The following is a 26501-nucleotide window of genomic DNA, read 5'->3' as shown; positions in this document are numbered from 1 at the left end:
CAAATCAAAAGACTCTCTGGCAGACTAAGAATTTATAGTCTAGTCAGAGAGTCTCCGATGCATAGGAAAAAACTGCAATGTTTTGTGATTAGATCTCGGCGGCCAACCGGCTACCCTGATCAATCGCCCGCTTGGCATCCAGCTCTGCGGCCACATCTGAACCACCAATCAGGTGCACTGGAAGCCCTGCTGCTTCAAGCCCGCCCTGCAGTTCACGCAATGGCTCCTGACCGGCGCACAGAATAATGGTGTCTACCGGCAGAATGCGATCTTCACCCTGCTCCGCACCCTTAGGGGTGACGGTGATGTGCAGGCCTTCATCGTCAATCTTGCGGTAGGTCACACCGGGCACCATCTGAACCTGACGGTTTTTGAGTGATGTTCTGTGGATCCACCCTGTGGTTTTGCCGAGGTTCTTACCTACTTTCGAGGTTTTGCGTTGCAACAAGTAAACGTCGCGAGCTGGCTCAGGCACATCTGCTTTCATGCCTTTAATGCCACCGCGATGCTCTACCGTAAGGTCAACGCCCCATTCCCGCATAAAGTGGTCCGGATCCAGCGCGGCAGAGGTTCCCTTGTGTACGATAAACTCCGACACATCAAACCCAATACCGCCAGCACCAACAACGGCAACCTTTTGGCCGACCGGTTTACGCTCAAGCAGAGCATCCAAATAACCGATCACTTTCGGGTGATCAATACCTTCGATATCGGGCGTACGTGGCTCCACACCTGTTGCCAGTACAACCTCATCAAAGCCACCCGCCTTCAAATCATCCACGTTTACACGGGTTTCCAGACGCACATCTACGCCGTGCTTATCCAGCATCACACGGAAGTAGCGTAGGGTCTCATAGAACTCCTCTTTACCCGGAATCAGCTTGGCCACATTGAACTGGCCACCAACTTCTTTACCGGCATCAAACAGCGTCACCTTGTGGCCACGCTCTGCCGCCACGGTTGCAAACGCCATCCCTGCTGGCCCAGCACCCACAACCGCAATCGATTTGGGCGTTGCGGTCTTCACATAAGTGAGTTCCGTTTCATGACAAGCGCGGGGGTTAACAAGGCATGACGTCAGCTTACCGCTGAAAGTATGGTCCAAGCAGGCCTGATTACAGCCGATGCAAGTGTTGATTTCATCTGCACGGTCTTCAGCAGCTTTCAGTACCAGGTCGGCATCCGCAAGGAATGGTCGAGCCATAGACACCATATCTGCATCGCCATCAGCCAGAATCTTCTCGGCAACATCCGGCATATTGATACGGTTGGTAGTCACCAATGGGATACTTACTTCGCCTTTAAGGCGTGCGGTTACCTTAGTGAAAGCGCCGCGGGGAACAGACGTGGCGATAGTAGGCACTCGTGCCTCGTGCCAGCCAATGCCGGTATTAATAATGGTTGCGCCAGCCTTCTCGATTTCTTTAGCCAGCTGCACTACTTCTTCCCAGGTGCTGCCATCTTCGATGAGATCCAACATGGAAAGGCGATAAACAAGAATGAAATTCTCGCCAACACGCTCGCGAACGCGACGCACGATTTCGATAGGCAGACGGATACGGTTTTCATAGCTGCCACCCCATTGGTCTGTGCGGTGGTTGGTGTGAGCTACAATAAACTGGTTAATGAAGTAGCCTTCAGAACCCATGACCTCAACACCGTCATAGCCAGCCTTTTGCGCAAGCTGGGCACAAACTGCGTAATCCTCAATCTGCTTCTCGATACCGGCTTCATCCAGCTCTTTGGGCTTGAATGGGTTGATAGGTGCTTGAATAGCAGAAGGGGCAACTAACGCAGGGGAATAAGCATAACGACCGGCATGAAGAATCTGCATGCAGATTTTGCCATCCGCTTTGTGGACGGCGCTGGTGATCACCTTGTGCTTTTCCACTTCGTCGTCGTTGGTCAATTTGGCGGCACCCTGAAAGACGGCGCCTTCCGGGTTTGGCGCTATACCACCGGTTACAATCAGGCCAACACCACCACGGGCGCGCTCAGCGTAAAACTCGCCAAGACGTTCGAAGCCATTTTTGGCCTCTTCGAGACCTGTGTGCATGGACCCCATCAGGGTACGGTTCTGCAGTTTGGTAAAGCCCAAATCCAGTGGTTCGAGCAAGTTAGGGTACTTGGCCAAGCCAGATGTCGTATTGGTCGTCATATCAGGTCTCCTCATAGTGATCAAAGGCAGGATCTTAACCGCCCCACTCTTTTTTAATGATGTCTAAAGTACCCATGCAGGTTGCGTTCAACAATATCCCTGAACAACAATATATTATCCTCAGGAAACAGCGCGTGACGAATCGACATGAAACCAACACATCTTCAGCCCTTTTCAAACCGTCACCCGCTCGGCGACATCAGCGTGCTCCACATTTCGGTATTGCTCCGGGCTGCTGAAGCCGAAGGCGTAAACGCACAGGAACTGGCTCGCCACTTTCAGCTCAGCCCACAAACTCTTACGTCCGCTGAGGCTCGAATCAGCATTCCGCGCTTTATGAGACTTGGGCATGCAGCGATTCAGGCCTGCGGCAACGCCACACTGGGGCTGCGCATTGGTGCCTTGACCAGACCTGTAGATGTGGGATTGCCGGGCATTGCAGGTGAGTGCGCCAGTACCGCGGGCAACGCTATACAAACACTTATTCACTATTCCCTGCTGACCAGCCGGAATAGCCGCGGAACACCCACGACAGCACCAGAAAAACGACTCGTTCAGTTTTACTCCATTCAACCCTACAACGCATTTAACTATTTTGTTGTGGACTCGGTGTTAAGTGCCTGGACTCAGTTTCTGCGAACCGTGAGCGGGCAATGGGATGTGCTGGAGAAAGTCTGCATTGAATACCCTTCTACCGGCATGGATGAGCTTTATGAAGCCTGGTTTCGATGCCCGGTTCAGTTTGGGGCAGCCACAAATAGCATAGCGGTACGTCAAGATATTTGGAGCCAGACAACCCTGCAGGCACAACCGGCCATGCACGAGAAGCTGCTGCTATTGTGTGAAACGGAATTGCGCGATATTCAACGAGGGTGGACAACCGGGGACAGGGTAAAGAGCTTACTAACGCCTCTGTTTCGAGGAGAAACACCGAGCCTTGAGACGATTGCGTCAAAACTTGGAGTTACGCCTTGGACACTACAACGACAGCTCGCCTCTGAAAACACAGGTTTTAGAGAACTGATGGACGATACCAGAAAGCAGTTGGCGCGGGACTATATTCGGGAAACAGAAACGTCGCTGTCTGAAATTGCCTGGCTACTCGGGTTCTCCAACCCAGCGGCATTGCACAAGGCATACCGCCGCTGGTTTGAAATTAGCCCGGGGGAACACCGGAAACAGTTCCGTGCTTCCCCTTAGCATTACTTGTTCAGATGCTCAGCATGGAAGCGCAGGTGGTCCCCAATGAAGCTGGCAATGAAGTAATAGCTATGGTCATAGCCTTCATGACGATTCAGAGTCAGTGGATAACCACTCACCTTCGCCGCAGCTTCCAGCGCTTCCGGCTTGAGCTGCTCAACCAGAAAGTTATCGGCTTCACCCTGATCTACCAGCGCAGGCACAAACTGCGTGGCGTTCTTCATCAACAGGCTGGAGTCATATTCAGCCCAGCTGTCGGTATCATCACCCAGATAAGCAGCGAATGCCTTCTTTCCCCAGGGACAATCTATCGGGTTACTGATCGGACTGAAGGCCGATACCGACTGAAAGCGCTCGGGATTGCGCATCGCCAGCACCAGAGCACCGTGACCACCCATGGAATGACCAAAAATTGAACGCTTGTCACTTACCGGAAACACGGACTCTATGAGGTTCGGAAGTTCATGCAACACGTAATCGTACATGCGGTAATGCCGGTTCCAGGGCGCCTGAGTGGCATTAACATAAAACCCTGCGCCTTTACCTAAATCGTAGGCTTCGTCATCGGCCACATCGTCACCGCGAGGGCTGGTGTCAGGGGCGATAATAGCCACTCCCAACTCAGCAGCCATTTGGTGAGCAGCCGCTTTCTGCATGAAGTTTTCATCGGTGCAGGTTAAGCCAGACAACCAGTACAAGGCAGGAACCTTGTTACCGTTGGCAGCCTGTGGCGGCAGGTAGATAGCGAAACGCATATCGCAGTTTAGCGTTTCTGAATGATGACTGTATTGCTTGTGCCAACCACCGAAGCTTTTGTTTCTACTAATATTTTCAATATTCATAGTAATCCCCCTGATAAATGGTCGCCTGCGCCATACCCAAGCGACCCTCCTCGTTATTTGTCAAAGTGAATAACGGTACGAATGCTCTTGCCCTCATGCATTAAATCGAAGGCCTCATTGATTTTTTCCAGATCCATGGTGTGAGTAATAAAGTCGTTAAGCTTGAACTCACCTCTCATGTACTGCTCTACAATACCCGGCAGCTCAGAACGCCCTTTCACACCACCAAATGCAGACCCTCTCCAAACCCGGCCGGTGACGAGTTGGAATGGACGGGTAGATATTTCCTGACCTGCACCGGCAACACCAATGACCACTGATTCACCCCAGCCTTTGTGACAGCACTCTAAAGCCGAACGCATAACATCCACGTTACCAATGCATTCGAAGGAATAGTCAACACCGCCATCGGTCAGCTCAACAATAACGTCCTGAATCGGCTTATCGTAATCTTTCGGATTAATGCAGTCGGTAGCGCCAAGCTGACGGGCCAACTCAAACTTGCTCTCGTTAATATCGATGGCAATGATGCGGCTGGCCTTCGCCATGGTGGCACCGATAACAGCTGAGAGGCCAATACCGCCCATGCCGAAGATGGCCACAGTGGCGCCCTCTTCTACTTTGGCGGTATTCATCACCGCACCCATGCCGGTGGTCACGCCGCAACCGAGCAAGCAAACCTCTTCAAGCGGCGCGTCTTTGTTGACCTTCGCCAACGCAATTTCGGGCAGCACTGTGTATTCAGAGAAGGTTGAGCAGCCCATGTAGTGGTAAATAGGTTCGCCGTTCAGCGAGAAACGGGTGGTGCCATCTGGCATCAAGCCCTTGCCCTGAGTTTCACGAATTTTCTGGCACAAATTGGTTTTGCCAGAAGTACAGAATTTACACTCGCCACACTCTGGGGTGTATAGAGGAATAACGTGATCGCCCACCTGAACACTGCTAACTCCTTCACCGATGGACTCGACAATACCGCCACCTTCGTGGCCCAGAATGGTCGGGAAAATGCCTTCGGGATCTTCACCAGACAAGGTAAATGCGTCGGTATGGCACACACCGCTGGCGACGACACGAATTCTCACTTCACCGGCCTGCGGCGGCATAACATCCACTTCTTCGATAGACAATGGCTGTTTCGGGCCCCAAGCAATGGCAGCTTTGGATTTGATTGTTTGGGTCATATAGCGCTCCAGTCGTTGTAATGCTCAGGCAGAAGGCTCCGCCATGTTGATAGAGGCATTATATTATTTCCGTATGAATAGATAATCCCAGTAATCAGCAATTCACTTTTACCAGAGTGCAACAATGATAGACTCCATACCAGCCTTACACACGTTTTTACCTACTACTCACACAACAACTAGAAGGAGAAAATTGTGATATGGGAAGGAGTTAGTGAATTCGTAGCGGTAGCCGAGGCACAAAGCTTTACCGCAGCGGCAAAAAGGCTAGGTATCTCTACGGCTCAAGTCAGCCGTCAAGTTAGCGCATTGGAAGCCCGGCTATCTACAAAACTGCTCTATCGAACCACTCGCAAAGTGTCGGTGACTGATACCGGCCAAATCTATTATCAACAGTGCCGAAGAGTGCTTGATGGGCTTGAAGAGGCCGAACGTTCCGTCACCAACCTTCAACTTGTTCCCAAAGGCCAACTAAGACTGACGGCGCCCGTAACATTTGGGGAGAAAGTTATCGCTCCTTTAGTTAACGACTTTGCCCTACGTTATCCGGATCTTGAGGTGCATATGAACCTCACCAACCAAACGCTGGATCTGGTTGCAGAAGGTTATGATTTGGCAGTAAGAATGGGCAAGCTTGAGGCTTCAAGCATGATGGCCAAGCGACTATCATCAAGAACCCTGTACGTTTGCGCCTCACCAGATTATTTGTCGAGTTATGGAATTCCACACTCACTATCTGAGCTGGAACAACACAACTGCTTGCAAGGCAACCTAGACTACTGGCGCTTTCAGGAGAAAGGCAAGCCGCGCAATATCCGAATCACTGGCAACATAAAATGCAATAGTGGCTGGAGCTTACTTGATGCAGCACTGAAAGGCATCGGCATTGTTCAGCTGCCGGATTATTATGTGCAGCCTTCTCTGGATTCAGGCCAACTAATTCCTCTTCTTGCGCATTGCCAAGAGGAAGACGACGGGGTTTGGGCCATTTATCCCCATAATCGCTACTTATCGCCGAAAGTGCGCATGTTACTGGATTACCTGAGCAACTGCCTTCAACCGAACGGTAGACTCCAAATGCAAGAAACAGAAAGGACCAATTAAGCAGAACACAAAACGAAAAAAGCCGTTAGCTAGGAATTAGCTAACGGCTTTTCGAAATAGTGGCGGAGCGGACGGGACTCGAACCCGCGACCCCCGGCGTGACAGGCCGGTATTCTAACCAACTGAACTACCGCTCCACAGTTACAACCGATTGCTTTTCTAAATACATTCAAAGCGTTGCAAACTTCAAGAATTTGCTCGGTGACAACGAGAGCGCATTATATAGAGGTGCCCACTTAAGTCAATGCCTTTTCTGAAAAAAACAGAAAAACCACGTTTTACATAGCATCGACCATCGCATCTTTACCTTGCGCTGTTTTCCGGTACTCAATCGGGGTCATGCCAGACCACCGTTTGAACGCACGGTAGAACGTACTGGGCTCAGAAAATCCGGTGAGGTATACAATTTCATCAATGGACTCGTCAGTAGTCGCCAGCAACTGCCTAGCAAGACGGTAGCGGAAATCAGCCAGCACCTGATTAAAGCTGGTTTCTGCCTCGGTAAGACGGGTGCGCAGTGTACGAGGTTTTATGCCTAATCGCGTTGCTACTGAATCCAAGGTCACGTCACCGCTATCGAGCAATTCAGCGATGATTCTCTCCACCTGCCCGACAATGTCCTTCTTCTCCAGACGAGCAACTTGTTCGCTGGCAAAGCGCTCGTGCAAATCCAAAAGTTCCGGTTCCGCGTGTGGAGACGCGTGGGAAAGCAGGCTTGTAGGAAAGTACAAACGGTTTTCCTCAGCACCAAAAACCACCTCGCACCCCAACACTTCGACCACATGCTCGCGCCCTTGTTTGCGATCATGCTCAAACTCGATCCGCGACGGGTAAAACTGGTTATCGGTGATGGATCGGAAAAACGTAATCAACCCCTGAACAAAACACTCGTTGAAATGCCGCAGGCGCCGGACATCATCGGAGGCGGTATCCAGCAACATATAGGCATTCTCGCCTTCGATGAAAAAATCTGTATTAGCTGCGTCGCTCAGCAAACGCTGATAGTTCTTTGCACGCCGCAAGCCTTCCCCAAACGTCGGGCTACTTAGAAACAGGTATTCCAGAACCTGACCTTTATAGACCGGCAAAACCTGACCAAGATGGAGGCCAATATCGGGATCACCGGAAACTTCTTCTACAGCTTGCCAGAAAAACATCTGGGCGCTATGCGGAGTACGAAGCTGCTCCGTGTATACATAGTTTGCATCCACGCCCAAGCGACTAAATATGAGATCGGTATCAATACCCTTTGTCTTCATCGCCTCGTAGATAAGGCGCAACATCACGCCTGCGTCACGTAGTTCCTGCATATAATCCCGCTTCGTATTTATTGGATACTACTTTGGCCCGACGGACACCCGCCGGAACACACTAAGTCAATGCGTCGTCCGGACGGGTTTGCCAGACTTGCAACAAGCTTGAGAAAACGGCCTGCCCGGCTCTAATTCTGTCCGAATCGCAAAAAAATCGACCTAGACTATCGTCTTACATTAGAGCATATCAGGCCATAGACTCACAGTTTTACCAGAATCCGAGCACAACGGGCACCTGCATTCGATTTCTTTTGCTTATCTTTGATGCCCATAAATTATCGTTTGACCATTGGGAACAAATACTTATGTCGAATACGCTTGTATATAGAGACACACCACCCACGTTGCTACCGCTTTTCGCTAAAGCCGCGCTACCGAAAAAAGTCTCGTCCGGAACCGACGTTAGGATTCCTGAGCTCTCTGCAACGCTTCTGTATGCGCACACATCGCGAGCCGACTTAGAGCAATACGAGCGTGTGTGCGGATTTCAGCCCAGCAACCAACTACCCATTACTTGGCCCCATATTCTGGCGTTTCCGCTGCAATTGAAATTACTGACCGAAAAAGCCTTCCCGCTTCCGCTCCTTGGCTTGGTGCACTTGCGCAATACCATTACCCAGTACAGACAAATTGGAACGGGTGAAGCCCTGAAGCTGGATGTGCACCTAAGCGGGCAGGAGCGAACCAGCAGAGGCATTGAATTCGACATGATCACCACGGCGAGTTCTGCAGGCTCTTTGGTTTGGGAAGAAAGCAGCACCATGTTGTTCCGCCAGTCCGAACCCAACGGGAAGCCAACTGAAAAAACCGCGCCACCCACTTTAGAGCAGTACCCGAATACAAAAGAGATCAAAGTAGGAGAGTCTATCGGGCGCCAGTACGCAAAAGTTTCTGGTGACAGCAACCTGATTCACATGCACGCCCTGACCGCCAAAGCTTTCGGCTTTCCCAAAGCCATTGCGCATGGCATGTGGAGCAAGGCACACGCGCTGGCCATTATGGGGCAACAGGATGGGTGGCAATCAGGTCCGCTGAAGGTTAGCTGCCAGTTCAAGAAACCGGTGTTTTTGCCGGGCACAGCGCAACTGAACTGGCGGGAAGGAAAAACGGCATGGGATTATCAACTACTGAATGCGAGAGGTGATGCGCCTCACCTCAGCGGTCAAATCGAGTGGCTTTAAACAGCACCACAGGAGCTCTCGTCGCTCGTTGAGGGGGACTGTACCGCCACAGGAAGGGTAAAAAAGAAACGGGCGCCACCGCCATCCTCGGGGCGCTCAAAACCTATTTCCCCTCCCTGAGCCTGAATCAGCGAGCGACAAGTGGGCAAACCAATTCCCATGCCTTCGTCTTTGGTGGTGTAGAACGGCAGAAACAGCTTTTCTTCGGCATCTTCAGCCAGCCCTACGCCGTAGTCACGCACCTCGACCCTAACACAGCCGCCTGCGGTCAATTGTGCAGTTACTTGCACTGGCGAGTCAGATTCTGCTGTGCGCGTGGCCTCAAGGGCATTTCGTATCAGGTTAAGCGCAACCTGTTGCACTTGCACAGGATCGGCCAGAATATCCGGCACATCTTCCGGCACAATCAGCTCAATGGCGCCGTCGTTATTGCGTGCGTCCACTTCTGCAAACTGGCGTGTATCCTCCAGCAAGGAGGATACAGATAAGACTTCTTTGCCCGTCACAGGCTTCTTCATGAACCGGCGAATTCTACGAATAATTTCACTCGCACGGTGAGACTGAGCCTCGATTTTATCGAGGGTCTCCTGCAATAGAGTCAAATTAGGATTATCAACCGCCATCATCCGTTTAGACACGCGGGCGTAATTCGCAATCGCCGTTAGCGGCTGGTTAACCTCATGGGCAACACCGGCAGCCATTTCACCCATGGTGGTTAAACGGGAGGTGTGCGCCAGCTGATCACGTTGCTCTTGGACAAGCTCTCGCGCTTCCTCCAGCGCCCTTTCGCCTTCAAGCTCAGCGGTAATATCTCGAAACACCACCACGGCACCGTGCAACTCCTCGCCATCGAGTTTGGGCGTAGACCGGTATTCCGCGGGAAATCCAGTTCCATCGGCACGCAGCATTCGTATATCACGCTGGTTTTCGGCAACACCCTGCCGGCATGTGGCATTAACAGGGAGCCCAGCCGGGCATTGCGCCGCCGTAGAGAAATGGGTTTCGAAAAAATTGCGCCCAATCAGATCCTCGACCGGGCAGCGCATAATGACGGCGGCGGCTGGGTTGGCGAACTCGATGGTGCCGTTCTCATCTAGGCCGTAGATGCCTTCACTGATCGAGTTGAGGATACGCGCTTGATCGCTCTGAAGCTCCCGATTACGAGCTTGCAGCTCACGCTCGAGCCGGATAACGCGGGCGTGGGTTTTAACTCTGGCAATGACTTCCTGAGACTGGAAAGGTTTGGAGATATAGTCCGCACCACCGAGGGAAAAGCCTTTTACTTTTGCTTCCAGATCATCAAGAGCCGAGAGGAACACAACGGCGCAGTCGGCTGTTTCAGGATCGGCTTTGAGGCGCTCGCACACCTCGTAACCGTCCATCTCAGGCATCATGATGTCGAGCAAGACGACTTCAGGCTGATGACGATGGGCAAGATCCAGTGCCTTTTCGCCTTCATTGGCAATCAAAAGCCGATAGCCTTTGTCTTTGAGTGTCTCGTAGAGAACTTTCAGGTTCTGTGGATTATCATCCACGAGCAGAACCGTAACCTCTGAATTTTCGCTGACAGCTGCAGTCATATAGTAAACGGCCGGTCAAAAAGATAACCGCATGATGCCGCCGGGATCATCGCGCGTCGATAAGGTTCTTTACGGACAGCACCATACGCACCAGATGTGCGAGTGAGTGAGTACCCATTTTATGCATCACCCGGGAACGGTGAATCTCTACCGTGCGCTGACTGATTTCTAATTCGATAGCAATCACCTTGTTCGCCTGACCTTCAATCATACGATCCATGATCTCATGCTCTCGAGGTGTTAGGCTTTTAACCCTACGGATGATCTCCTGTTTTTCATCCAGCGTTTTACGCTGTTCAAGGTCTTGCTCCAGAGCCGCTTCAATCTTCTCAAGCAGTGCTTCTTCGCGATAAGGCTTCTGGATAAAGTCCACTGCGCCTTCTTTCATGGCATCAACCGCCATGGGCACATCGCCATGACCGGTCACAAAAATAATGGGCAGAATGGAGTGCTTGTCGTTCAGCTTTTTTTGCAGCTCCATGCCGTCCATACCCGGCATGCGAATATCCAACACAATGCAGCCTGCCATCTTTTCAGAGTAATCCTTGAGGAATACCGCCGCGTTTTCATAGGTTTTGACCGGCTTACCATCGGATTTCAGTAACAGCTCCAGTGAATCACGAACGGCTTCGTCGTCCTCGACCACGTATACAGTTTGCTGGATATCAGTCATGGGGGTGTTTTCTCCTGTCTATTTTATTATGCCGACCGGTCAATGGATTGACGGATCTTTTTGATCGTCCCGGGCTTGTTCCTGACGCTCATGCTCGCGCATTTGCTCAAGTCGTTGCTGGATAATGCCAAAAACACTTTGTTTCGGATAGTTGCCTTTGCTGTCTGCCTTACCAGCTGGCTTGCCCAACAGCAGCGTTACCGCCTCCTCAACACTTGAAACTGAGTAAACAGCAAAGCGCTTGTCCCGAACAGCCTGCACCACCTCGCTGTCTAACATCAGGTTCTGCACATTGTTGGCTGGCACGATCACGCCCTGACTTCCGGTCAGTCCATCCTTAAGCTGACAGGTCGCAAAAAAGCCCTCGACCTTTTCATTCACGCCTCCAATCGGTTGCACTTCACCAAACTGGTTGACGGAGCCGGTAATGGCCAGTTCCTGACGGACAGGGATTCGAGATAGCGAAGATATCAACGCACAGAGTTCCGCCAACGAAGCGCTATCACCGTCTACCTCGCCGTAGTTTTGCTCAAAGGTAAGACTGGCAGACAGGTGCATTGGATCAGTGACGGCAAAGTGCGAGGCAAGCCAGGAGCTTAAAATCATCACACCCTTGGAGTGAATATTGCCGCCCAGTTTTACATCTCGCTCAATGTCTATAATGCCACCGTCTCCATAATAGCAGGTCGCCGTTACGCGATTGGACAAGCCAAATTCGAACCCTCCAGTAGAGAGCACAGAAAGCGCATTCACCTGACCGACAACCGAGCCTTGAGTGGATACCAGTGTAGAGCCATCGCGGATCGAATCGTAAAACTGATCACGAATACGGCTACTGCGGTATTTGGCGCTCTCCAGAGCCCTTTCCACATGAACATCCTGAATGAGCTTGGCATCTGCCTGTCTAGCCCAGAAGTCCGACTCCCGGAGCAGGTTGGCGATGTTGGCGGCATGCAGGGAGAGCCTGTCTTGATGCTCGGCCATGCGGGCACTGTATTCTATAATTCGCGCCACAGCTTTGTTGGTGCAGTGCAGCAGGTTCTTTTCTTTGACAACACTGGCAATAAACTTTGCATAGGTAACCTGACTGTCTTCGGAACGGTACATCTCGTTCTCGAAATCAGCCGTCACCCGGAACAGCTCTGCAAACTCGGGATCATAGTCCTGCAACAACATCCAGGTTTCACGGTCACCAAACAGCACAAGCTTCACATCCAGCGGCACAGCTTGCGGCTCAATGGAAATAGTGCCAGAGAGCGTAAGCTCACGCTCAAGGGAGTTAATCTGGATAGACTTGGACCGCAGTGCCCGCTTGAGCCCATCCCACACGAAGGGCTGCTCCAGCACTTTGATGGCATCCATCAGAAGGTAGCCGCCGTTGGCCCGGTGCAGACTGCCTGCCCGAATCAGAGAGAAATCGGTAAATACGGTGCCCTTGTAGGTCACATTCTCAACGTATCCGAATAGGTTGTGATACGTGGGATTATCCTCAACCACCATAGGTACTTCATTGGTCTTCTGGTGCACCAACACATTCACCAGATAGCGCCGCGGCATCTTCTTATCCAGCGACGCATAGGCAATGGCAGCTTGCTCTTCGTTGTCGTCTAGAAAAATCTCGAGATTCTCAACCAAATCCGCCCGCACAGCCTCAAAGTAGGCAACTACATCCGGAAGGCCTTTGTAGTTCTCAATCAGCTCGTCAATTTGATGGCCGGATATGCCTTCCAGAGTTTCTTTGTTTAGTGCTTGTTGTTTATCTGCGTACTCCTGCTCCCAGTCCGCCAGCTTACGCAGTGCTTGGCGAAGTTTTTTCTCAAGCTTATTGATAGAGTCTTCAAACTTATCGCGTTGCGCATCCGTTAACTCTTTAAACGTCTCTGCGGTGTGCGGCTTGTCGCCCTTCATCGCCACAAGGCGGTAACCGCCAGGTGTCGTAATGGTTAGGCTGACTTTCTTACGGCGGGCCTGAGCGGCCACTTTCTCAAGCTCGTCTTCCTGCTTTTTGCCGTATTCTTCTTTCAATTGTTCCGAACGCTCAAGAAAGCTGTCGCTGTCGAAGGTTTGGGGAATAACTTTCACCAACCGGCTCATGAGCTTTTCCATGTCCTGCTTAAGCCGTACGCCCTTTCCCGCAGGCAACTGGAGAAGCTTGGGAACACGCGGCTCCTCAAAATCCGCGACATAGCACCAGTCGTGGCTTTGCTGCTCGGTATCCAAATGGTGCTCAAGATAACGCAGCATCATGGTGCGTTTACCCAGACCGTTTCGGCCCACGGCATATACGTTATAACCGCCATGGGGCATGGCCAGCGCAAAGCGCACAGCTTCCTGGGCACGGTTTTGGCCCACAATTTCTGCCAGCGGCTCCAGTTGTCTGGTGGATTTAAACGGCAGTTCTTTCAGAACACAGGCTTTATAAAGCTGATGCAGAGGCAGTGACTTCAAGGTTGGGTCCTGTAACAGTTGACTCATTGGCCGGTCATTGTAGGTTCTGTGGACCGGTCTGTCGCGCTCGGGAGAGAGAATTGTGGCAAACACCTCGGAACTGCCACCATGTGACCAAACTCACGTTTTTTGTTTTATTGTTGTTCACAGCTTTTTTCGATCATTACACTTCATCTTGTGACTATTATTCTTTAGTCTTAAGTTCGACTATAAAAACTACAAAATGTGCAACGGATGACGACTTATTATGAGTGTTTCCGAAGATCGTCGAATCAAAGGTCGCTACCCTGCTTCCTGCCTGAGAGTGCAGGTTAGGGAGCGCGGCTTTTTCAGCAAAAGTAAGCCGCCTTTTCAAGCTACCTGCCTTGATCTGAACCGTTACGGAATGGCTTTGCTATGCCCACGACCTCTGGAGCCCGGCACACGCTTGCATATGGATTTTGAGGGTAAGTACATCAATCAATCGAAGGTTTGCGCCCGCGTTGTAGAATGCCGCCCCTTTCAGACTGGCTACCGGGTAAGTGTGCAGTTCAGCTATTACCTCAACAAAAAAGGCTATTCCAGAGCAGTGGATAACGCGTTGTCTCGCATTGAGGGGTTCTATAATCGCCTTGCTTGTTAGTTAACTGTGCAATCCGACCAGAAAATAATCGACGTCTTGGATAGAAATTTCGCAGTCATCGCAAAGGTCGCGGAGTGGACGTTGGGGAGAGCCAGCATGACCGGCTACCTTCTGGCTTAACTGTTAAGCACATTTCCCTCCATAAATGATTAAGAGAGCCAAACGAGATTGTGCCGGACAAATTGACGGTCAACCGGCCGGACATAAAAGCAGAAAACATAAACAGATGAAGCCGAACCCCAAAAACTGGAAATGGTGTCAGAGCCTATCTATACTGGCCACAAGGCAAGTATAGTACCACCAGCGTGAACTCTGCTCCGCTGCTTCCAACCAGTCATAATGCCAGACAAATACCCGGACAAACTGCAAGCCAGAAACACAGAATCACTACACGAATTAAGGTATCAGATGACATCTTGGATGAGTGCCGCGCCTTTTGCGCCAAACGAGAATTCCTGCACGAAAGAGGGGCTTCTCGATCTGGCCAGCATCCTGAACAGGAAAGCCGCTCAGATCGCCGGTCAGCTTGAGCCGGAGACAGCGGATACGTTGCGCCGGCACATGGCTGTCATCAACTCGTACTACAGCAATCTGATTGAAGGCAATAAAACCCTTCCTCACCAGATCCGCGAGGCCCAGCGGGGAAATTTTGAGGACAATCCGGTTGCTCGGGACAAACAGATTGAGTCTCTTGCCCACATCGACGTACAAGCATGGATAGCTTCTGAGGATCGGAGTCTGGAAGAAGTTATTTCCGTGGACTTCATCAAAGAGCTGCACCGCCGATTTTACAGGGATTTGCCTAGCGATCTTAAAAAGGTCGAGCTGGATGAAACTGGGGAAATCGCCTGGGTTGAAGGTGGAAAGTTCAGGGAACGAGGAGTGAAGGTTGGTCGGCACATACCGCCTGACGCAAAACATCTGGAACAGCTAATGACGCAGTTCTGCAACGAATATAAAAACGCCAGACACCAAGGTGATCGACGTCTGATCGCAATCGCAGCTGCACACCATCGATTCCTCTGGATCCATCCATTCCTGGATGGCAATGGCCGAGTTATTCGTCTTTGGACGGATGCGGCATTCCGGGCAGCTGGACTGGAAAGCGTGGGCGTCTGGTGTTTGAGCCGTGGGCTTGCGATATACTCCGAGAAGTACAAAAGCAACTTGGCTCAAGCTGACGCCGTCCAGCAGGGCCAGACCGATGGCAGAGGCCCGCTCAGTGAGCTTGGCCTGGCCCGATTTTGTCATTTCGTTTTGGACACCTCCGTTGACCAAGTCAACTACATCTCAGAGCTTCTGAATCTGAAATCTATGAAGCGTCGAATCGAAGACTTCGTGGCGAGCAGGGATGACTTAAAACCCGCCTCTACGTGGGTTCTATATCAGGCGTTCATTCAAGGATCGATCTCAAGGTCTGACGCTCTGGCACTAACTGGGGAGCGTGAGGAGCGGACTGCCCGGCGACTGCTTAAACGGCTTCGCGATCTAGGCTTGCTGGTCGATGCAGACCCAAAGGATAGCCGCTCGCCACTTCTTTGGTCTGTTCCGGAGCATGCTGAACCAGTCTATTTCCCAAAGCTCTCACCCCAGTAGGTGGTTTCATGGAAAAGCCAAGCCCAGAGTGCGCCTTACCAATGTTCGCTTTTGTTTAAGAGCAGAAATCGGGCAAAAACATCACTCGTCATAGCGATTCACTTTAATCATCCAGCCATCACCCCTTTCGGGCCTAGCTGACCACGACGAAGTGCCCCTTGGACAACCAGTCGAAACGGACCTTTCTATAATGCCCAGGAAACTGACAGCGTCCCAAAGCTGAAGTTGTCTTTATAACGCTCGTTTTCGCTGGTCGAGGCTCGCAGTGTGACGGAAGCCAGCAGGTGATCCCACTGCCAGGTAGCGCCCAGACCGAGCTGACCAATCAGCGGCCCTTCGTCAAAACGATAAGCTCCAGCATTGTCGTCAATATAGGAATATCCTACATACTCCACGCCCAGACCTACATACACGGACCAGCTACTGCCTGAATCCTGGAAAGAGCCCGGCAGGGCGATGGTTGAAGAGGAGCCAGCGTAATCCGGCACAAAATTTATTGGAAGATGCCTGCCAAGCTGCCAGATTAACCCGGTTTTTGCGGAGGTTCGAAAACTCGACAATAGCGCAGTCCCAATCACCGACACACGCTGTTCAATGTTGCCGCCCTGCCCCAGTTGCAACAGCTTTCGGCCATGCGCACCCTGAATGCCACCCACCACATCGGTTCCAAGCTGATTGCCCCATCCTTGCGGCTTGTCGCTTCCAGTGGCTTTATGCACCCATTTCTGAACCGACTCGGCACCGCTTTCGGGCCCAACAACACCTATGTGAGCGCCAAAACCGGTAATTGTATCGGCGTCCCAACTCCAGAGCGTGCCGCTGAGCGACAGGTGGCCGGCATAGGGAATGTCGTCGAATTGCGGATTTTCAACCGTGATATCTTCAGGCGTAACCATGAATTGCCGCAAACTCAGTGTGACCGCATGCTCTGAACCGGAAGCACCTATGCCAGGCAGAGAGCGCAGCCCATCACGCAGAGATCGGGCAAATCTTGCAGACTTTCCATCGTTCTCGTCAGCGGCGCCCGTCAGATACGACAAGCGTACCCCGTTTGTATATCCGCGGTCGGTTCCGGTAAGCAGGTCGTTATCCCAGGACAGGTTCACAACTTCTGCCTTCAGGGTGGTTGGCAAAACACTAATAACGAAAAACAGTAGGAAGGTACATTCGCAATGACGACTCAAATCCAGTCTCTCCGGTTGGTACTAAGAGCAACGAGCATGGCCTAATGTCGGGCCTCAGAACAACACAGGTTCTGGCAACCAACCCGCCAGCCCCATGAAATGGAACAGGATGGTCAGCCCGCCAAAAATCAGAACCAGTGCAATGCCCACCTGGCCGCCCGGGGCCATAAAACCACGACGCCCACCCTTCAGTGTTCGGGACTTTCGGGCCAGCAGCGCCGGAACAATACAGGCCCAGACCGCCGCAGCCGCACCGGCATAACCAATGGCAAGAACGAAGCCAAACGGAAAAAACAACGACAGCAGCAGTGGCGGAATAAAAGTAATTGCCCAGGTTTTGGAGCGCCCTTTGCGATCATTATCGAAGCCCAGCAGGTCGGCCATGTAATCAAAGGTGCCCAGGCCAACGCCGACAAAAGACGACAAAATGGCAGCTGTTGAGAAAGCGCTGATGGTGGTCGCCACCCTTTCGGAATTGATGGCAAAAACAAGGGCGGCGAGCAGAACATCCACGTCACCGCCCTGGGCGACCACCGGGCCGAAATCCGCTCTCGGCAGATTGCCGAATATGGTGATCAGCCACACCAGGTAGAACATTAAAGCTACCAGTGTACCGCCCAGAATGGCTTTCTGAGCCTTCCTCTCCTCGCCATAATAGGCGCGCATTGATGCCACCGAATGATGATAGCCGAAAGACGTCAACGCCACTGGCAACATTGCCATCGCATAGGGCGCATATTGACCGTCGGCATTTGCGGAATCGAACAGAATAGCCAGGTCAATTCTTACCGCTAGCCCAGAGACGCCGAGTACAAAACTCACCAACATGAAAGTGATGAGCACCACCGAAAGTCGGTCCACTGCACGGGTTGAGTGCCAAACTACCAGAGAGGACAACAGGACAAAAACAACCGAAGCCAGCTTACTGTCGATCCCGGTCATGCTCTGCAGGATCAGGCCAGATGACGTGATATAGGCATACAGGAGAATGCCGCCAACAAAGTACACCGTCAGATTACTGAATGCGTTCACCCGGGAGCCGAGCAGAGATTTGGTAACGGTATTGAACGACGCCCGCAAACCGAAGTGCTTGAAGGCTTCCAGCAGCATCCATCCGGACAGTGTCATCACCACCATGGTAAGCACCAGTGCCAAGCTGGACCAGATCGTCCAGGCACCTGCACCCGAACTGGGCAAGCCCAGCATACCGGCACCGACGCAAACACTGGCAATAATACTTGCCCCGCCAATCAGGGAAGGGCTCGCTCTGGATTCTGCGCGCTCGGTCAATGTGCCTCCGTCGTCGCGTATCAGCTTTTGGATTTAACAGCGGCTGCATGATACCGCTTTGAATTTGCCGACACTACGGGCAGAAACAAGGCCAGAATCGATTCTATTAGCAAAATCTTGAATGGCGACCCGCTAGTAGGAAAAAAGCAAGAAAGAATGAATTTCCTGAGTTTAAGCTGGGAAAAGAGCGTGGTTTGAATACGAGGCGCATATTCGCTTTTATTTAAACATCAACATTGGTTTTCTGCGCCTCATCGAGTGATGTGGCATAGACGGAGGAATCAAGCTGCGATTTCGCGTGATGAATTTAAAGTAAATCCATGAAGACCTTAACCCTCCGTTAACCAGCTTACAGATAGTCTGAATCCAGTTGCTTACCGCAGGTTCAACTGCGCTCGATTGGATTTTTTTATGTTTCGCCTCCCCTGCTTGAAAGTAATACCGATGGCGCTGTTCTGCCTGGCTGCGACCGGCTGCAGTTCGTTGTCCACAAGCCCGGACTATCTGGCCCAGGCAGATTCTGATCGTCAGAATCTGGTCTCCTGGTCTGAGCTGGACGCTGGATCCGAAACAGCCTATCTGGATGATTTGGTCAGCAGCGATGATCTGAGCGCGCTGATTGCCGAAGCGCGTGCCGCCAACCCGGATCTTGGACAAACACTGCTTTCTCTCGAAATTCTCCGTGCCCAGTACCGGGCGACTCAGGCAGACCAGCTCCCTGACGTCGAGGCAGGCTTCGGCGCAAATAAAGTGGAAGATCTTGATGCCGCCTACACGACCAGCATCAGCATCAGTTGGGAGCTGGATTTGTGGGCGAAGATTTCTGATGAGGCGTCTGCGGCCGCGAGCGATGTCGCCGAACAGCTAGCTCTTTACCAGGCTGCCCGGGATACGCTCTCAGCTGAGGTCATGCAGGGCTGGTTGAAGCTGGTGAATCTGAATCGATCCGTTGCGATCGAGAAGCAACGTGTGGAGCTGCTGGAAAAAGACGAGCAGTGGATTCTTCAGCGCTACCGCTCTGGTTTGGGTGACCTTGAGGACCTCGACAGTGCCCAAACCTCCGCAGCCAGTGCCAGAGCCTTGCTGTATGCAACTCAGGAATCCCTGCAGCAGCAACAAAGAGCTTTGAACCTGTTGCTCGGCCGGAGTCATGGCAGCACGGCCATTGCCGACGACTACCCGCAAGTTCTTTTACCCCTGGCCGACCTTGCCGACCAAACGTTACAGCGCCGGCCAGACCTGAAAGCGGCCTATCTGGCCATAGAAGCAAACGACTTTCGTGAGTCTGTCGCCTACAAGGAGATGCTGCCATCGATCAGCCTGGAAGCGGCCCTGAGCGACACAGGAACATCGCCAAGCGAAGCTCTGTTGAGAAATCCGGTGTGGTCATTGCTCGGTCAGTTAACGGCGCCTTTGTTTCGTGGCGGTGAGCTTAAAGCCAATGCTGAAGCTGCAGAACTGACCACCGCCAGGAGCTATCAGGCCTATCGGGAAACGCTGCTGAACGCAGTCCAGGAAGTTGAAAATGCGATCGGTCAGGAATCGAGCCTTGCCAAACAGCAACAGCAGATAGACAGCGCGCTTCTGAGCGCACGCCGCAACTATCAACAGTACCAGCAGAAGTACCGGAATGGCCTGGTTTCTGTACTCGAGTTACTCGTAGTCCAACGGCAGACCTTTGATCTGGAATCACAACTTAACGACTTAATCTACGAGCGTCTGAGCAACCGAATCACACTCGGGCTTGCACTGGGGCTGGGCATCAAGGAGACCGATCAGTCATGATCCGACCATACGCAAAATGGCTTGTTTTGTTGGCCGCCGTTGGCGTGCTGATCACTGTATTCCTCTATAACGGTCAGAAGCTTCAAGAACAGGAAAGTCGACCACTGCCCGCGAAAGAGGGTGGTGGTATTTCACCGGATGTCGGTGTTATTCCGGTAATCACCGGGTCTCACATCGTCAACGTTGAAGCTTATGGTGCGGCCAGGTCCAGGTATGAAATTGCGCTCACTGCTCAGGTTTCCGGCCAGGTATCTGAACTGGCAAGCACGTTTGAATCCGGCCGTATCGTCAGCAAAGGCGACCTTCTTTTGACATTGGAAGACAGCGATTATCGTGCGGCGCTTGCCAGCGCAGAAAATGATCTGGCCAGTGCACAGGTAGAACTTCTCGAAGCCGAAAGAGAAGCAGAACAGGCTGTTCTGGAGTGGAAGGCTTCCGGTATGACCGGCGAGCCGGACTCTCCACTGGTGCTGCGTGAACCTCAGGTAAAACAAGCTCAAGCGGCAGTCGCTAACGCCGAGGCTGCGGTGATCAGTGCCGAAAAAGATCTGGCACAAACTCGTGTTCGAGCGCCTTTTGACGCGCTGATTGTCAGTCGCTCAGTCTCACCGGGCAGTTACTTGCAGGCCGGTAACAACATAGCCGAACTCTACAGTGCGGACCGAATTGAGATCTCTTTGCCTCTATCTCAACTCGGCTGGCAGAAGCTACCGGATATCGAAGTGTTGGGCAAAGGCCAGTGGCCGGTAAGCCTGTTTTCCGTTGAAACCGGGCAGCAATGGCACGGTTATATACAGCGCACGGAACTGCACCTGGATGATACAACCCGGCAGCAGTCAGTGATCGCGGCTGTAGAACGGCCACTGGAACAGGCCGACATGCTGGCCCCCGGCGCTTTCCTCCGGGCAGAAATCAAAGGCCGTGAACTGAGCGACCTCTGGCGTTTGCCTTCGTCTTCACTCAGCCAGCGAGGGGAAGTCTGGTACGTAAACAATGGCGTTCTGGCCAGGTTCTCCGCAGACCCGGTTGCCAGTGACGAGCAGGCTATCTATATCCGCCCACCGGCTTCGCTTTATGGCCAAACCGTGAACGTGCTAACCCATCCATTGAGTACCTACATGCCAGGTATGGCCGTTAATCCGGTGGAGGCATCCGATGACTGATCAAAGCTGGAACAAGGGCATCATACCCTGGTTTGCCAATAACCCGGTCGCGGCCAATCTCTTGCTGGTCCTGGTCATTGGCCTTGGTGTTCTCCAGGCGGGAGATCTTCGTAAAGAAGCATTCCCTAGCATCGAGCCGGACAGCCTGACCATCTCGGTCACTTACGACAGTGGCTCAGCCCAGCAGTCGGAGGAAGGGCTGGCCATCAAGATTGAAGAACAACTTGAAGATGTTAACGGTATTGATGACATTACCAGCACATCGTCTGCCAGCGGCACGACAGTCACTGTCGAAAAGCAAAGCGATTACGACCTGGATGTGTTGTTACGAGATGTCAAAAACAAGGTGGATGCCATTTCCACGTTTCCGGCCGACGCTGAAAGCCCGGTTATCGAAAAAGCGGAACGTGCAGAGCACTCGCTCTGGTTGCAGCTACATGGCGAAGCAGACCGCCACACTCTGCAACAACTGGCCGAAGAGCTGAAATCTGACTTGCTTGCAAAGCCTACAATCAGCCGGGTCAGCAAATCGGGTTGGCTTGACCCCATGATGTCGATAGAGATCGATGAGGGGCGACTACAGGCCTACGGATTATCCCTGTCCGATGTCGAAGATGCGATCAATCAGGGTTCCTCCAGCACGATGACGGCGGTCCTTAAAAATGAACAGGTCTATCTGCAACTGAAAGCTTCGCAACAGGCTTACCTTAAAGAAGAATTTGCAGCCATTCCTCTAATCACCAGCAGCGATGGCGTGATTGTCGCTTTGGGTGATGTCGCCTCTATTAACGAGACCTACGACGATGGTACCGCTGTGTTGTCCCGCTTTGCCGGCGAAAACAGCGTTGCGCTGCAAGTGATCACCACTGGCCTAGATGACATCACCGACACGGTTGAAGCCGCCAAACAGGTGGCCGAGGAATGGCATGGCAACGGAGCTCTGCCACAGGGTGTAGAGCTTACCAGCTGGTACGACAGGAGCACCTCTATCAGTGAGCGGCTGGATCTGCTCGTTAGCAACGCACTGACCGGCATTTTGATGGTGTTCGTTCTGCTGGCGGTGTTCCTGAACCTGACGGTGGCTTTCTGGGTATCCATGGGTTTGCCATTTATCTTCTTCGGAACCCTGTATTTCATGGGCGACCGGTTTGCCGGTCTTTCACTGAACGAGTTCACCACCTTTGGTTTCATCATGGCGTTGGGAATTGTGGTGGATGATGCCGTGGTTGTGGGCGAAAGCATTTACACCGTGCGCAAACAGGAAGGCGATACCCTTCGCAATACCATTCGAGGCACCCTGCGAGTGGCAGTGCCTACACTCTTTGGCGTGTTTACAACCGTAGTGGCTTTCTATTCTCTGTCGAATCTCAGCGGCAGGCTTGGACAGATCTACGCCCAGTTCGCTACCGTTGTCACTATTTGTCTTTTGTTGTCGATTGTTGAGTCGAAGCTCATTCTGCCGGCTCACCTGGCACACCTGAACACCCACCGTAGAGCCGGTGGCAACCCGTTCCTTGAAGTCTGGCGACGCATCCAGCAGGGAGCCGATTCCGGGCTTCAGTGGTTCAACGACCGGATCTATAAATCGGTTATCGACTGGGCACTTACTTACCGGTATGCCGTTCTGGTTTTATTCCTTGCTTTATTTGTGCTGGTTATGGCGATGCCTTTTAACGGTACCGTCAAGACCAGTTTTTTTCCGAACATACCTGGTGACACAGTCCGGGCAAACGTCAGCATGGAAACCGACGCCAGTTTTGGCCTGACTCATTCCGCACTGCTTGCTCTGGAGCAAAAAGCTTATCAAGTGGATGAGCAACTCATTAAGCGCGCCAACGTGGAAGTAGAAACCGGCATCGCCAACCTGCAGTTACTCTCCGAAAGTGACCAGTCTGGAACAGTCACGATAGAGTTGGCGCAAGATTCCCCATACGATCTCAACACGTTTTCCAACCAATGGAGACGTAGCGCTGGTCTGCCTGAGGGTGTGCGAACCCTGAGCGTCGCGAGCCGGCGCGAAACGGTAGACGCGCTTCGGATTGAACTCAGGGCTAATGACGATGAATTGCTGACAGCAGCCGGTCGGGACATAAAGGAACAGCTCTCAACTATCCCGGCGGTCAGTGGTATTGAAGACACTATCGAAGCCAGCCAGCCCCGCCTGCTCCTTGAACTCAACGCTCAAGGAAAAGCCCTGGGCTTGAGTACCGATAATCTGGCCCGGCAAGTGCTCCAGGCCTTCAGTGGTCAGGTTGTTCAACGCTTCCAGCGCAGCAACGACGAAGTAGAGGTTAAAGTCCGCTACCCGGAGGGGGCCCGGGAAAATCCGACTGACGTACTGAATGCCAACATCCGCACAGACGACGGCACCGTGCTTCCACTGTCCAGTGTTGCCAAGGTCACCTACGGCTACTCCCGGGACATCATCACTCGCATTAACGGTAAGCGGGCGCTTTATCTCTCCGCCGAGGTGGACAAGGACATGCTGTCGGCGTCCGAGCTGGTCGCCAGCCTGCAGCAGGATCTGGTTCCAACACTGGAGCGGCAATACCCGGGACTGGATATCAATTTTGCCGGTGAAGCGGAGCAGCAGGCAGAAACACAGAATTCCATGGTGCACGTGTTCATGATCGCCATGCTTGTCATCTACATGCTGCTGGCGATCCCTCTGAAATCCTACATTCAGCCCGTCCTCATTATGACCGCCATTCCGTTCGGAATTGTCGGAGCAATCCTGGGGCACTGGATGAACGATCTTTCCATCAGCATTCTGTCGCTCAATGGTATTATTGCGCTCAGTGGTGTTGTCGTGAATGACAGCCTTTTATTGGTATCCCGTTACAATGAACTGAAACCCGATGCAGACCATCAGATCGAAGCGATCAGTAAAGCTTGCAGGAGCCGTCTGCGCGCGGTTCTTTTGACGTCAGTCACAACCTTCGCCGGCCTAGCGCCTCTGCTGTTCGAAACATCAGCACAGGCACAGTTTCTGATACCGGCCGCCGTGGCATTGGGATACGGGATTATGTTCGCAACCGTCATCACCCTCATTCTGATACCTGTACTGGTCGCTATTCAGCACGACGTGACCGAAAGGTTCACAGATATTCGCCGTTGGTCTACTGTGAGGCCAGTTAAACAAGAGTCCGATCCATGCTGAAGTTGTTATTGGCCGAAGACGATCTCGACCTGGCCCAGACGTTGGTGCAATATCTGGAGCTGGAGGGGTTCATCTGTGACCACGTCAGTAACGGTATTGCAGCGCTCACTCTGATCGAACAAAACAGCTACGACGTGCTGTTGCTCGATATTAATATGCCTCGCCTGGACGGCCTTGGGCTTTGTCAGCGTTTGCGGGAGCATGGCAACGATACCCCCGTACTGATGCTGACAGCGCGTGACCAACTTGACGATAAGCTACAGGGGTTTAACGCCGGCACCGACGATTATCTGGTCAAACCCTTCGAAATGGAGGAGCTGTTGGCCAGAGTCCGGGCGCTTTCACACAGGCGCAGCGGTCAGATCCAGAAGCTCACCTGCGGCGATCTGCAGATGAACCTCAGTGACAAGAACGTGCAGCGAAACGGTCATGCCCTGAAACTGTCGCCCACGAGCTGGCGCCTGCTCGAACGCCTGATGCGTGCCTCACCGTCCCCGGTATCTCGTGAGGAGTTGATGGATGCTGCGTGGGGCGACGAGCACCCCGACAGCAATAGCTTGAAAGTTCACATATATAACCTCCGCAAGGCCGTCGACGGCCCCTTTGCCGAACCGCTTCTGCACACCATTAGCGGAGTCGGCTTTGCCATCAAACCTCCGGGAACAGGCAAAACAAATGCGTAGATCGGGGATTAGCCTCAGAGCGGTTCTGATAGCCTCCTTTCTGGCTTTGGGCCTCATCCTGGCCCTCGCCTATTCGCTGGTCTCAAAGGAACACTTTATTCGGGGGCTGGATGCGGCAATGGCAGGCAATATGGAAAAAGCTGCTCGAACGTTCAGTGAGGTGTTTGGCGCAGTGGAAAGCGAGCAGGTCAGAGAGTTCAGCGGTTTTGATGTTGCAACACAATGGAGCGACATGCCGGATTATGCTCTTCGTGCTTTTCCGAATGGGCCGGGCAAGTCTGGCCAGTTATTTAAGCAAGCAGATAGCGCCTGGTTCAGCCGTCCGAAGTCAATCGTCTTTGCAATGCGCGACGATACCGCTCACGGCCCACTTTACATGAGCCAGAACGTGACACCTCGACAAGCCTCGGAGGTGCTACCTCAAGCCTCTCGGCAAAACCGAGTGTTCGCGCTAACCGTCAGTATTCTGGTGATTGGTTTCGTTTCTATCGTTGGCTGGCTGCTTCTGTGGCACGTGTCTCGCCCCATGACAGCGCTGCGCGCCTGGACTCATTCCCTCGACAACGAAAAACTCTCGGATCCGGTGCCGGATTTTTCTTATCCTGAGCTGAATGAAATGGCGGAACTTATCCGAAACAGCCTTTCAACAGTGCAGCAAGCGGTGGAGCGTGAACGGCGGTTTCTCAGACACGCCAGCCATGAACTCCGGACACCCATCAGTACGATTCGTTCCAACATCGAACTGCAACGAAAACTGACGCAAAAGCGCGAAAAGTTCGAAGACGAGCAGAGCATCGTCGATCGTATCGACCGCGCTAGTCTGACTATGAAGCATCTTACCGAGACGCTGCTCTGGTTGAATCATGAACCAGACACGCCGCTTCAGTCCGAGGTTGTCGACCTGTCAGAGTTGGTACGGGAATTGGCTGCTGAAATGTCGTATCTTTTGGCCGGAAAGCCCGTGACCACGGAGATTAGTACCTCCCCGTACAGCTGCACCGTTCCTTTGGTGCCGGCACGCATCATTCTCGGCAATCTGATTCGGAACGCTTATCAGCACTGCTGGGAGGGGATCGTTGTTATCGATCAGAAGGAAGACAGGGTTGCGATCAGCAACCCGGCAGAACCGGATGTGCAAAACCAGTCCCCGGCATCGTCAGAAAACACGGGTTATGGTCTGGGCCTGGAACTGACAACAACCCTCAGTCAAAGGATCGGATGGCATTACACAGCCACTCGCCACGAGAATCTCCATTGCGTGACTGTTAAAATTGGAACCCGGCCCGAAAATTAACAATTGCCCTCAATTTAGAGCCGTCCGATTACATGATGATCGGA

19 protein-coding genes and 1 tRNA gene are annotated in these 26501 nt (G+C 52.5%); 10 read left to right on the top strand and 10 right to left on the bottom strand.

Going from position 1 to position 26501, the window contains the following annotated elements:
* Positions 1–88: 88 nt before the first annotated feature.
* Positions 89–2158: an NADPH-dependent 2,4-dienoyl-CoA reductase gene (locus MWU62_RS11195; RefSeq protein ID WP_247114935.1), complete on the bottom strand. Its 2070-nt coding sequence runs from the start codon at positions 2156–2158 to the stop codon at positions 89–91.
* 147 nt (positions 2159–2305) lie between these two features.
* On the opposite strand from MWU62_RS11195, the gene MWU62_RS11190 reads away from it, so the two are divergent.
* Positions 2306–3358 (top strand): AraC family transcriptional regulator, encoded by a 1053-nt coding sequence (locus tag MWU62_RS11190; protein ID WP_247114934.1) that lies wholly within the window; start codon positions 2306–2308, stop codon positions 3356–3358.
* A 2-nt stretch (positions 3359–3360) separates the two neighbouring features.
* On the opposite strand, the gene fghA is transcribed toward MWU62_RS11190, so the two are convergent.
* Both fghA and MWU62_RS11180 read right to left on the bottom strand, forming a co-directional pair.
* Positions 3361–4200 (bottom strand): S-formylglutathione hydrolase, encoded by an 840-nt coding sequence (gene fghA, locus MWU62_RS11185; protein ID WP_247114932.1) that lies wholly within the window; start codon positions 4198–4200, stop codon positions 3361–3363.
* A 53-nt stretch (positions 4201–4253) separates the two neighbouring features.
* A complete protein-coding gene (locus tag MWU62_RS11180; RefSeq protein WP_247114930.1) occupies positions 4254–5381 on the bottom strand; it encodes an S-(hydroxymethyl)glutathione dehydrogenase/class III alcohol dehydrogenase in 1128 nt (375 codons plus the stop codon).
* Between the two features lie 192 nt (positions 5382–5573).
* On the opposite strand from MWU62_RS11180, the gene MWU62_RS11175 reads away from it, so the two are divergent.
* A complete protein-coding gene (locus MWU62_RS11175) occupies positions 5574–6485 on the top strand; it encodes a LysR substrate-binding domain-containing protein (protein WP_247114973.1) in 912 nt (303 codons plus the stop codon).
* 60 nt (positions 6486–6545) lie between these two features.
* On the opposite strand, the gene MWU62_RS11170 is transcribed toward MWU62_RS11175, so the two are convergent.
* Positions 6546–6622, bottom strand: a tRNA-Asp gene (locus tag MWU62_RS11170).
* A gap of 141 nt (positions 6623–6763) precedes the next feature.
* Positions 6764–7795: an AraC family transcriptional regulator gene (locus MWU62_RS11165; protein WP_247114929.1), complete on the bottom strand. Its 1032-nt coding sequence runs from the start codon at positions 7793–7795 to the stop codon at positions 6764–6766.
* A 308-nt stretch (positions 7796–8103) separates the two neighbouring features.
* Here MWU62_RS11165 and MWU62_RS11160 point away from each other — a divergent pair, with 308 nt between their 5' ends.
* Complete coding sequence (locus MWU62_RS11160) at positions 8104–8979, top strand: MaoC/PaaZ C-terminal domain-containing protein (RefSeq protein WP_247114928.1); 876 nt, start codon at positions 8104–8106, stop codon at positions 8977–8979.
* Here MWU62_RS11160 and MWU62_RS11155 read toward each other — a convergent pair.
* Genes MWU62_RS11155 through MWU62_RS11145 form a run of 3 tightly spaced genes read right to left on the bottom strand, consistent with a single transcriptional unit; the run spans position 8976 to position 13680 of the window.
* A complete protein-coding gene (locus MWU62_RS11155) occupies positions 8976–10559 on the bottom strand; it encodes a response regulator (RefSeq protein ID WP_247114926.1) in 1584 nt (527 codons plus the stop codon). The two genes, MWU62_RS11160 and MWU62_RS11155, sit on opposite strands and share 4 nt — an antisense overlap.
* 46 nt (positions 10560–10605) lie before the next feature.
* Positions 10606–11232 carry a response regulator FixJ gene (gene fixJ / locus MWU62_RS11150; RefSeq protein ID WP_247114925.1) on the bottom strand — a complete coding sequence of 209 codons (627 nt, stop codon included), beginning with the start codon at positions 11230–11232 and terminating at the stop codon, positions 10606–10608.
* Positions 11233–11271: 39 nt separating this feature from the next.
* The gene (locus tag MWU62_RS11145) at positions 11272–13680 is read right to left on the bottom strand and encodes an ATP-binding protein (protein WP_348645646.1); all 2409 of its coding nucleotides are present in this window, start codon (positions 13678–13680) and stop codon (positions 11272–11274) included.
* A gap of 247 nt (positions 13681–13927) precedes the next feature.
* On the opposite strand from MWU62_RS11145, the gene MWU62_RS11140 reads away from it, so the two are divergent.
* Both MWU62_RS11140 and MWU62_RS11135 read left to right on the top strand, forming a co-directional pair.
* Entirely contained in the window at positions 13928–14302 is a 375-nt protein-coding gene (locus MWU62_RS11140) for a PilZ domain-containing protein (RefSeq protein WP_247114922.1), read from the top strand.
* A 408-nt stretch (positions 14303–14710) separates the two neighbouring features.
* Positions 14711–15898 (top strand): Fic family protein, encoded by a 1188-nt coding sequence (locus MWU62_RS11135; protein ID WP_247114921.1) that lies wholly within the window; start codon positions 14711–14713, stop codon positions 15896–15898.
* A 185-nt stretch (positions 15899–16083) separates the two neighbouring features.
* On the opposite strand, the gene MWU62_RS11130 is transcribed toward MWU62_RS11135, so the two are convergent.
* Together MWU62_RS11130 and MWU62_RS11125 are read right to left on the bottom strand one after the other, a co-directional pair.
* On the bottom strand, positions 16084–17082 hold the full coding sequence (locus MWU62_RS11130; protein ID WP_247114920.1) for a lipid A deacylase LpxR family protein: 999 nt from the start codon (positions 17080–17082) through the stop codon (positions 16084–16086).
* 54 nt (positions 17083–17136) lie between these two features.
* Positions 17137–18372, bottom strand: a complete 1236-nt coding sequence (locus MWU62_RS11125) for an aromatic amino acid transporter (protein ID WP_247114919.1) — start codon at positions 18370–18372, stop codon at positions 17137–17139.
* Between the two features lie 411 nt (positions 18373–18783).
* Between MWU62_RS11125 and MWU62_RS11120 the strand changes: the two genes are divergently transcribed.
* From MWU62_RS11120 to MWU62_RS11100, 5 genes are read left to right on the top strand one after another with little or no spacing between them, the layout of a single operon-like run.
* A complete protein-coding gene (locus MWU62_RS11120; RefSeq protein ID WP_247114917.1) occupies positions 18784–20157 on the top strand; it encodes a TolC family protein in 1374 nt (457 codons plus the stop codon).
* Positions 20154–21320, top strand: a complete 1167-nt coding sequence (locus MWU62_RS11115) for an efflux RND transporter periplasmic adaptor subunit (RefSeq protein WP_247114915.1) — start codon at positions 20154–20156, stop codon at positions 21318–21320. The genes MWU62_RS11120 and MWU62_RS11115 overlap by 4 nt, the downstream gene beginning before the upstream one ends.
* The gene (locus MWU62_RS11110; RefSeq protein ID WP_247114914.1) at positions 21313–24480 is read left to right on the top strand and encodes an efflux RND transporter permease subunit; all 3168 of its coding nucleotides are present in this window, start codon (positions 21313–21315) and stop codon (positions 24478–24480) included. The genes MWU62_RS11115 and MWU62_RS11110 overlap by 8 nt, the downstream gene beginning before the upstream one ends.
* Positions 24474–25163: a response regulator transcription factor gene (locus tag MWU62_RS11105; RefSeq protein ID WP_247114913.1), complete on the top strand. Its 690-nt coding sequence runs from the start codon at positions 24474–24476 to the stop codon at positions 25161–25163. Before MWU62_RS11110 ends, MWU62_RS11105 begins: the two co-directional genes overlap by 7 nt.
* Positions 25123–26457, top strand: a complete 1335-nt coding sequence (locus MWU62_RS11100; protein ID WP_247114911.1) for a HAMP domain-containing sensor histidine kinase — start codon at positions 25123–25125, stop codon at positions 26455–26457. Before MWU62_RS11105 ends, MWU62_RS11100 begins: the two co-directional genes overlap by 41 nt.
* The last annotated feature ends 44 nt before the right edge of the window (positions 26458–26501 follow it).

The sequence above is a fragment of the Marinobacter sp. S6332 genome (assembly GCF_023016045.1).
GTDB lineage: Bacteria > Pseudomonadota > Gammaproteobacteria > Pseudomonadales > Oleiphilaceae > Marinobacter.
The sequence above is the reverse complement of the archived record's forward strand: the minus strand, read 5'-3'. Positions and strand labels throughout refer to the sequence as shown.

Excerpts from the sequence above, each read along its gene's own strand:
- MWU62_RS11195 (WP_247114935.1), bottom strand. The coding sequence starts at position 2,158 with ATGACGACCAATACGACATCTGGCTTGGCCAAGTACCCTAACTTGCTC.
- MWU62_RS11190 (WP_247114934.1), top strand. The coding sequence starts at position 2,306 with ATGAAACCAACACATCTTCAGCCCTTTTCAAACCGTCACCCGCTCGGC.
- fghA (WP_247114932.1), bottom strand. The coding sequence starts at position 4,200 with ATGAATATTGAAAATATTAGTAGAAACAAAAGCTTCGGTGGTTGGCAC.
- MWU62_RS11180 (WP_247114930.1), bottom strand. The coding sequence starts at position 5,381 with ATGACCCAAACAATCAAATCCAAAGCTGCCATTGCTTGGGGCCCGAAA.
- MWU62_RS11165 (WP_247114929.1), bottom strand. The coding sequence starts at position 7,795 with ATGCAGGAACTACGTGACGCAGGCGTGATGTTGCGCCTTATCTACGAG.
- MWU62_RS11160 (WP_247114928.1), top strand. The coding sequence starts at position 8,104 with ATGTCGAATACGCTTGTATATAGAGACACACCACCCACGTTGCTACCG.
- MWU62_RS11155 (WP_247114926.1), bottom strand. The coding sequence starts at position 10,559 with ATGACTGCAGCTGTCAGCGAAAATTCAGAGGTTACGGTTCTGCTCGTG.
- fixJ (WP_247114925.1), bottom strand. The coding sequence starts at position 11,232 with ATGACTGATATCCAGCAAACTGTATACGTGGTCGAGGACGACGAAGCC.
- MWU62_RS11140 (WP_247114922.1), top strand. The coding sequence starts at position 13,928 with ATGAGTGTTTCCGAAGATCGTCGAATCAAAGGTCGCTACCCTGCTTCC.
- MWU62_RS11135 (WP_247114921.1), top strand. The coding sequence starts at position 14,711 with ATGACATCTTGGATGAGTGCCGCGCCTTTTGCGCCAAACGAGAATTCC.
- MWU62_RS11120 (WP_247114917.1), top strand. The coding sequence starts at position 18,784 with ATGTTTCGCCTCCCCTGCTTGAAAGTAATACCGATGGCGCTGTTCTGC.
- MWU62_RS11115 (WP_247114915.1), top strand. The coding sequence starts at position 20,154 with ATGATCCGACCATACGCAAAATGGCTTGTTTTGTTGGCCGCCGTTGGC.
- MWU62_RS11110 (WP_247114914.1), top strand. The coding sequence starts at position 21,313 with ATGACTGATCAAAGCTGGAACAAGGGCATCATACCCTGGTTTGCCAAT.
- MWU62_RS11105 (WP_247114913.1), top strand. The coding sequence starts at position 24,474 with ATGCTGAAGTTGTTATTGGCCGAAGACGATCTCGACCTGGCCCAGACG.